This is a genomic window from Pseudoalteromonas sp. ND6B, from assembly GCF_000764215.1.
Lineage (GTDB): Bacteria > Pseudomonadota > Gammaproteobacteria > Enterobacterales > Alteromonadaceae > Pseudoalteromonas > Pseudoalteromonas tetraodonis.
In genome coordinates, this window is record NZ_JQFL01000010.1 from 21128 (window position 1) to 28041 (window position 6914).

The following is a 6914-nucleotide window of genomic DNA, read 5'->3' on the forward strand; positions in this document are numbered from 1 at the left end:
GTCTCTTCATCACTCAAAGCAGTCTTGAAAAAGTAAGTATTTTCGTTCTACGTTCATTATATTTTGGGTGGCCGACATACGCACATATTCCGTGTATCAAACCTTACTAAGTTTGCAGTAGCTAAGAACGTTGTTGAAGTAGAAAAGAAGCTCGAAAAACTAGTGCCTAAAGAGTTTAAAGTCGATGTTCACCACTGGCTTATACTGCATGGCCGCTATACCTGTGTAGCGCGAAAACCTAAATGCGGCAGCTGTATTATTGAAGATTTATGTGAGTTTAAAGATAAAACTGAGTAGCTACATGGCGAGTGTTCCTCTACCAATACATTCTATTTCTTAATGCAGGTGTCAAACTTAGGCACCTTGACTTTTCTATAGTACAAATTAATTAAATAAACGCTTATACCTGCCCCTGCGAAAAGAAATTATTGTAACATTTTCAAAGTATTAATTTCACAAGCGTCAATCCTTTAGTTATGCTGTTGAGCATTATGAAATTTTATTACGAGAATTCCTATGCTACCAATACTTCGTATCTTGTTAATTGAGCAAGATCCAGTCACCTTACAAGAGCTTTCAACGAATCTATCGAAGACCATTGTCAATTTTGAGCGAGATGATATTCATATTGATATTATTGAGCGTCTTGAGCTAAAACAAGCGTTGGACATTGTAGAGGAAGATGGTGATATTCAGGCTGTAGTGCTTAGCTGGGATTTGCAAAATAAGGTTGGCGAACGCACTTATAGTCGCTTTATCGAGCAGTTAAAAGGGATCCGCCTTGAGCTGCCTGTTTATGTTATTGGCGATGATACGAAGGGGCTTGAAATCGTTAATGAGTCGGAGGAGATTGAGTCTTTCTTTTTTAAAGATGAGGTAATTTCTGATCCTGAAGCAATTTTAGGCTATATGATCAACGATTTCGATGACCGCTCAGAGACCCCATTTTGGACTGCGTACCGCCGCTATGTTGGCGAAGCAAACGATTCTTGGCACACACCAGGTCACAGTGGCGGCTCGAGCTTTAGAAATTCTCCTTATATTAAAGATTTTTATCAGTTTTATGGTCGTAATGTGTTCGTGGGCGATCTGTCGGTTTCTGTTGATTCGTTAGGTTCATTGTCAGATAGCACTAATACCATTGGCCGTGCGCAAGAGTCAGCAGCGGCGACGTTTGAAGTCAAGCATACCTATTTCGTTACCAATGGGTCGTCTACCTCAAATAAAATCATCTTGCAGACATTGCTGCGTAAGGGCGATAAAGTGATCATCGACCGCAATTGTCATAAATCTGTGCACTATGGCATTTTGCAATCAGCGAGTTTACCTGTTTATTTGTCGAGTATTTTAAATCCTAAATATGGCATTTTTGCGCCGCCGTCGTTGGCTGATATAAAACAAGCAATAGAACAAAATACCGATGCAAAATTGCTGGTTCTCACCGGTTGTACTTACGATGGCCTACTGAGCGATCTGAAACAGGTGGTCGATTTTGCCCATCAACATGGTATTAAAGTATTTATTGACGAGGCATGGTTTGCTTACTCGCTGTTTCATCCAAGCCTACGATACTATTCCGCCATTCATGCTGGCGCTGACTACGTCACTCATTCGGCGCATAAAGTGGTATCGGCGTTTTCTCAAGCGTCTTATATTCATGTTAACGACCCTGATTTCGATGCTGATTTCTTTCGTGAGATTTACAGTATTTACGCCAGTACATCGCCAAAATATCAGCTTATCGCGTCGCTTGATGTGTGCCAAAAGCAATTAGAGATGGAAGGCTATAAGTTACTCAATGCTTTGTTGAACCATGTGGAAGAATTTAAACAACAGATGGCTTCACTCAAACAAATTAAAGTACTAGGTAAGCAAGACTTTATGGAAATATTTCCGCACTTCAGTGGTGATAACATGGGTCACGATCCGCTAAAAATTCTCATCGACATTAGCGAATTACCTTATTCGTTAAAGGATATTCATAAATACCTGCTGGATGAAATTGGCTTAGAAATAGAAAAATACACCCACAGTACCATTTTGGTATTACTCACCCTTGGCGGCACGCGCTCAAAAATAATTCGTCTTTATAATGCGCTCAAAAAACTCGACAGCGGTAAAGTGAAGTTGTCAAAATCGACGCGACGATCTCGCTTGCCTGAAAACCTACCAGCTATAGACTTAGCCTGTATTCCAAGTGATGCTTTTTATGGCGAGCGCGAATCTGTGCCTATCGGTAAAAGTAACAACCGTATTTGTGCCGGTTTAGTTACCCCCTATCCGCCAGGTATTCCGCTTTTGGTGCCTGGCCAGCATATTACAGAGGAACACATAGAGTACCTTAAAGAGCTAGCAGGACAAGGTTTGACGATTCAAGGGAGTTTTGATGGTGAAATCTATGTTCTTAAGGGCAAAGTTAATAAGTAAAGATATACTTTAATACAGTCGAACTCCTCATAACTAAACAGCAATATCACATGATATTGCTGTTTAGTAGAGTAAAAAGCTGATCCTCATACTCCAAAAATAAATGAAGCCAGAATGCAATGATACAATTGAAGAACAAAAAAGCGCTTACACTTCTGCGGATTGCAGCTCTCATTGTTACTCTTACTAGCATATACATTTTTGCCCCTTGGCAGTTTGCTTTATATTACTTTTACCCACTGCCCGCTAACGTTCAAGCACAAACACAAGAGGCTATTGAACAAGGAATCGATGGCATTATTGTTTATATTCATAAACAAGGACAGCAACCTGAATATTTTGCAAATGGTTGGCATGATCGAGAGCAAAAAATACCCGCATACCCTAATGCACTTTTTAAAATTGGCAGCATTCGAAAGTTATATGATGCAGCAGCTTTAACCAAACTTTCAGCCGCTGGACGTATTGAAATAGATAAAACACTGACTGATTATCTTCCATCATTAATTGGGCGCATTGAAAACGCAGATAAAATTACATTGCGAATGATGGTAAAACACAAAAGTGGCATACCCAATTACACAGACACCGATAATTTCGATTGGTCAATCACCTACCCTGACCCACTTGCATTAGTACTCGATAAACCCGCTGATTTTAGCCCTGATGCTGACTATGGCTATTCTAATACCAATTATTTGTTGCTGCGAAAAATTATGTCAAACGTGCTGGGTTATGATCACAACCAATATATTAAAGATGAAATTTTAACGCCACTGGGCCTAACGCATACGTTTTCATCTGTACATGAAATCAATTTAGTAGATTTGATGAGTGGTTACTACGTAGGTTATGAGAATGATTTTAAAGCACTCGATCAAGGCTATGTGGCAACCGCACAAGATGTAGGCGACTTTATTTTTGCTTTAAACAAAGGCACTTTTTTCGACGAACAAGAGCAAGCTTTGTATGCATCACTTTATAAGTATGAACACACGGGGTGGGTATTAGGGTATTCAAGCATTGCTCGTTATTATAAAGATATCGATACAGTCGTTGTGCAGTTTATAAATACTAATGGCGATGATACTGTGATGCTCACAGAAATAATTTATAATCGGATTATTGATATTGTAACTGCGCAACAATAGTAGTTAAAACTAGCTGCGTTATAAAAATTTATATGAATTTTAAAGAGGATTTAAATGCGTTTACTACACACCATGTTACGGGTTGCAGATCTAGATAAATCAATTGCGTTTTATACTCAAGTACTTGGTATGAAAGAGTTACGCCGTGCTGATAACGAAGAGTACCGCTATACCCTCGCCTTTGTAGGCTACGGTGATGAAACTGACACAACAGTGCTTGAACTGACCTATAACTGGGATACCGACAGCTATGATTTAGGCAATGCCTATGGTCATATCGCGATTGAGTTTGATGATATCTATAAAGCCTGTGCTGATATCAAGGCCGCTGGCGGTAACGTAAGCCGTGAACCAGGTCCAGTAAAGGGTGGCACAACAGAAATAGCGTTTGTAAAAGATCCAGATGGCTACTCAATTGAACTTATTCAGAAAAAAGAAAATATGAATAAATTTTAGTAAATATATTTAATAGGTTTACTAAGCGGCTTTTTAATTATTTAAGCTTAACTCTGATACAATTTTAAAAAAGGTGCTGTATGCACCTTTTTATCGTAACTGACTGTCTTTACTGCCACGCCGATTAAGCCCTTTAGAAAGTGCGCCTTTACCTTCTAGTTCAACTTGGCAGCTTACACAATACTTAACACCTGGTAACGCAAGTCTTCGTGCCTGTGGTATTGGTTCATCACATTCTTCACATAGCTCGGCACTGGCTCCAGAAACTAAGTTACTTCTAGCATATTGCACAGCATCATTAACGCTGGCGTCGATTTGATCTTGAATTGCACCATCGCGTGCCCATCCACTTGCCATATAACCTCCTATTTATTTGGACGTTTATATGTAACCTAACATAGGTGAAGTTTATTTAAGCTGAATATAAGAAAGGGGAAGATGCTAATAAAATTTAGGAGTTATTATATAAAATATTTAATTTTGAGATTTTAACTTCACTGAATAATTTTGAAGTAGTGATGGAAATGTAGGTAAACTGATTTTAGATACTTTTATTAAAAGCTATATTACTAATGAATAGTAGGTGGCGTATCAAGAGATTTTCACTCTTTTTAAATTTGCGGATAGAGTGTGTGGTGTAACACTGCTGTATATATTACTTAAAGTAAGTAAGTGGCGTCCCCAAGGGGATTCGAACCCCTGTTACCGCCGTGAAAGGGCGGTGTCCTAGGCCTCTAGACGATGGGGACGCAGAAATTAATTTGCAAATCACTGATTTGCTATTTCTGCGTAAGATGAGCCGAGCCTGCGAGGCGAATAGCATTATCTTCTCAGAAACATTTTCTGTGTCACTAGGACAACTGAATGGTTTGACTCGTTTCAGGCGAGCTGCTCAATAACACTGCACTTCCCTATTTAAAATAAGTAAGTGGCGTCCCCAAGGGGATTCGAACCCCTGTTACCGCCGTGAAAGGGCGGTGTCCTAGGCCTCTAGACGATGGGGACACTAAAAAAGTGTCACTAGGACAACTGAAAGTTTAGACTCGATTCAGACGAGCTTTAATAACACTACCCTACTATATAATAGTAAGTGGCGTCCCCAAGGGGATTCGAACCCCTGTTACCGCCGTGAAAGGGCGGTGTCCTAGGCCTCTAGACGATGGGGACACTAAAAAAGTGTCACTAGGACAACTGAATGGTTTAACTCGTTTCAGGCGAGCTGCTTAATAACACTGCACTTCCCTATTCAAAATAAGTAAGTGGCGTCCCCAAGGGGATTCGAACCCCTGTTACCGCCGTGAAAGGGCGGTGTCCTAGGCCTCTAGACGATGGGGACACTAAAAAGTGTCACTAGGACAACTGAAAGTTTAGACTCGATTCAGACGAGCTTTAATAACACTACCCTACTGTATAATAGTAAGTGGCGTCCCCAAGGGGATTCGAACCCCTGTTACCGCCGTGAAAGGGCGGTGTCCTAGGCCTCTAGACGATGGGGACACTAAAAAGTGTCACTAGGACGATTGATTAGTTTAACTCACATCCTGAGCTCTTAAGGTAATGGCGTATAGTACAAATAAAGACTCGAGCTTTATGTGTTACGCTATTTTCTCGGTAAAACCGCCTTTAACTAAAAAGTTAAGTGGCGTCCCCAAGGGGATTCGAACCCCTGTTACCGCCGTGAAAGGGCGGTGTCCTAGGCCTCTAGACGATGGGGACACAGAAAACTGTTACCCTAGGACAAACACTAAAAATTGGTGGAGCTATGCGGGATCGAACCGCAGACCTCTTCGCTGCCAGCGAAGCGCTCTCCCAGCTGAGCTATAGCCCCAACTTATTCAATACGCTCTGTGATAACCACGTCGTGTATCGCTTAGTGCGGGGCGCATTCTATGCACCCCCCAAAATAAAGTCAACAGTTTTTTGTGCGACATTATTTAAATGGTTTAATTTTCAACAAACTGGCTATCATACATGCTAAAAAGTAGATTTTCATACTACTTAGTAACAATGAGCTTCGTTAAGTGTGCCACATTTAAGTTTGAGTTGAGCATAACGACCCTATAATACTAAAAGCACCTATTCACATCGGACTCAAAAGGTATACATTTATATGCAAATTGAGTTATCACTGCTTTTCTCCTAAAACGGGCCTACTTCCATCATAGCCTAGCTGGATTTTATTAAATGCTAATTGTAAAGCTTAACTATGCTAAGCGATAAACAACTTGCTAATTTGAGTGGTTTAAACAATTGAATAACATAGGCAGGATGATCTGAACTAGAAAGCTTTACTTTGATTTCTTGGTTGCAACCCTGACTCGGCAAATCAATTACCACTAAATTGAATTAATTTTCATCCTTAAAAAGCAACAGAACTCGCTCTAGTGAATATAAATATAGTTATTTTAACCCCTAGCCAAAGCTGCTTATTGTTCGTTTTATGTTACCTTGCTGATAAAGTGAACACTATTTACATTGCATTGATTATAAAAGCTTCATTCAGCACATTTTTATCATTCAAGTGTTGACACATTTACAAGTCTATCTATAATAGCGCCCCACAACAACGCAGCAATGTGGTGTTGTTTAGATGCGGGTGATTAGCTCAGTTGGGAGAGCATCGCCCTTACAAGGCGAGGGTCACTGGTTCAAGTCCAGTATCACCCACCACATTCTAATGTGTCGTATCTAAGTTCTATATGGGTAATTAGCTCAGTTAGGAATAAGAGAGTGTCATCGTTATTTACAAATAACGGCGAGGTTCACTGGTTAAAGTCCAGTACTATTTATTTTAATAGTAGCGTTTTAATTTATATGTGGGTGATTAGCTCAGTTGGGAGAGCATCGCCCTTACAAGGCGAGGGTCACTGGTTCAAGTCC

Annotated in this window: 4 protein-coding genes, 8 tRNA genes and 1 pseudogene; 5 read left to right on the plus strand and 8 right to left on the minus strand. The window is 40.2% G+C overall.

The annotated features are described in order from the left end of the window. Positions 1 to 78: 78 nt before the first annotated feature. From ND6B_RS0118960 to gloA, 4 genes and pseudogenes are all read left to right on the plus strand, one after another. Positions 79 to 297, plus strand: a pseudogene (locus ND6B_RS0118960) (endonuclease III); the annotation flags it as partial. Between the two features lie 219 nt (positions 298 to 516). Continuing rightward, a complete protein-coding gene (locus tag ND6B_RS16135; RefSeq protein ID WP_013465293.1) occupies positions 517 to 2427 on the plus strand; it encodes an aminotransferase class V-fold PLP-dependent enzyme in 1911 nt (636 codons plus the stop codon). A gap of 119 nt (positions 2428 to 2546) precedes the next feature. After that, positions 2547 to 3578 (plus strand): serine hydrolase domain-containing protein, encoded by a 1032-nt coding sequence (locus ND6B_RS16130; RefSeq protein WP_033102714.1) that lies wholly within the window; start codon positions 2547 to 2549, stop codon positions 3576 to 3578. A gap of 54 nt (positions 3579 to 3632) precedes the next feature. After that, positions 3633 to 4034, plus strand: a complete 402-nt coding sequence (gene gloA / locus ND6B_RS16125) for a lactoylglutathione lyase (RefSeq protein WP_024602990.1) — start codon at positions 3633 to 3635, stop codon at positions 4032 to 4034. A gap of 90 nt (positions 4035 to 4124) precedes the next feature. On the opposite strand, the gene ND6B_RS16120 is transcribed toward gloA, so the two are convergent. The 8 genes from ND6B_RS16120 to ND6B_RS16085 all read right to left on the minus strand — a co-directional run bounded on the left by ND6B_RS16120 (position 4125) and on the right by ND6B_RS16085 (position 5862). Next, a complete protein-coding gene (locus ND6B_RS16120) occupies positions 4125 to 4391 on the minus strand; it encodes a DksA/TraR family C4-type zinc finger protein (RefSeq protein WP_024602991.1) in 267 nt (88 codons plus the stop codon). A 316-nt stretch (positions 4392 to 4707) separates the two neighbouring features. After that, positions 4708 to 4783: transfer RNA gene (locus ND6B_RS16115), tRNA-Glu, on the minus strand. A 180-nt stretch (positions 4784 to 4963) separates the two neighbouring features. Then, positions 4964 to 5039: transfer RNA gene (locus ND6B_RS16110), tRNA-Glu, on the minus strand. Positions 5040 to 5125: 86 nt separating this feature from the next. Next, a tRNA-Glu gene (locus ND6B_RS16105) sits at positions 5126 to 5201 on the minus strand. 93 nt (positions 5202 to 5294) lie between these two features. Next, positions 5295 to 5370, minus strand: a tRNA-Glu gene (locus tag ND6B_RS16100). Positions 5371 to 5455: 85 nt separating this feature from the next. Continuing rightward, positions 5456 to 5531: transfer RNA gene (locus tag ND6B_RS16095), tRNA-Glu, on the minus strand. Positions 5532 to 5674: 143 nt separating this feature from the next. Next, positions 5675 to 5750 (minus strand) — tRNA-Glu (locus tag ND6B_RS16090). Positions 5751 to 5786: 36 nt separating this feature from the next. After that, positions 5787 to 5862: transfer RNA gene (locus ND6B_RS16085), tRNA-Ala, on the minus strand. Between the two features lie 766 nt (positions 5863 to 6628). Here ND6B_RS16085 and ND6B_RS16080 point away from each other — a divergent pair. Next, positions 6629 to 6704: transfer RNA gene (locus ND6B_RS16080), tRNA-Val, on the plus strand. The last annotated feature ends 210 nt before the right edge of the window (positions 6705 to 6914 follow it).

Coding starts and splice junctions, on each gene's coding strand:
- ND6B_RS16130 (WP_033102714.1), top strand. CDS start 2,547: ATGATACAATTGAAGAACAAAAAAGCGCTTACACTTCTGCGGATTGCA.
- ND6B_RS16120 (WP_024602991.1), bottom strand. CDS start 4,391: ATGGCAAGTGGATGGGCACGCGATGGTGCAATTCAAGATCAAATCGAC.
- gloA (WP_024602990.1), top strand. CDS start 3,633: ATGCGTTTACTACACACCATGTTACGGGTTGCAGATCTAGATAAATCA.
- ND6B_RS16135 (WP_013465293.1), top strand. CDS start 517: ATGCTACCAATACTTCGTATCTTGTTAATTGAGCAAGATCCAGTCACC.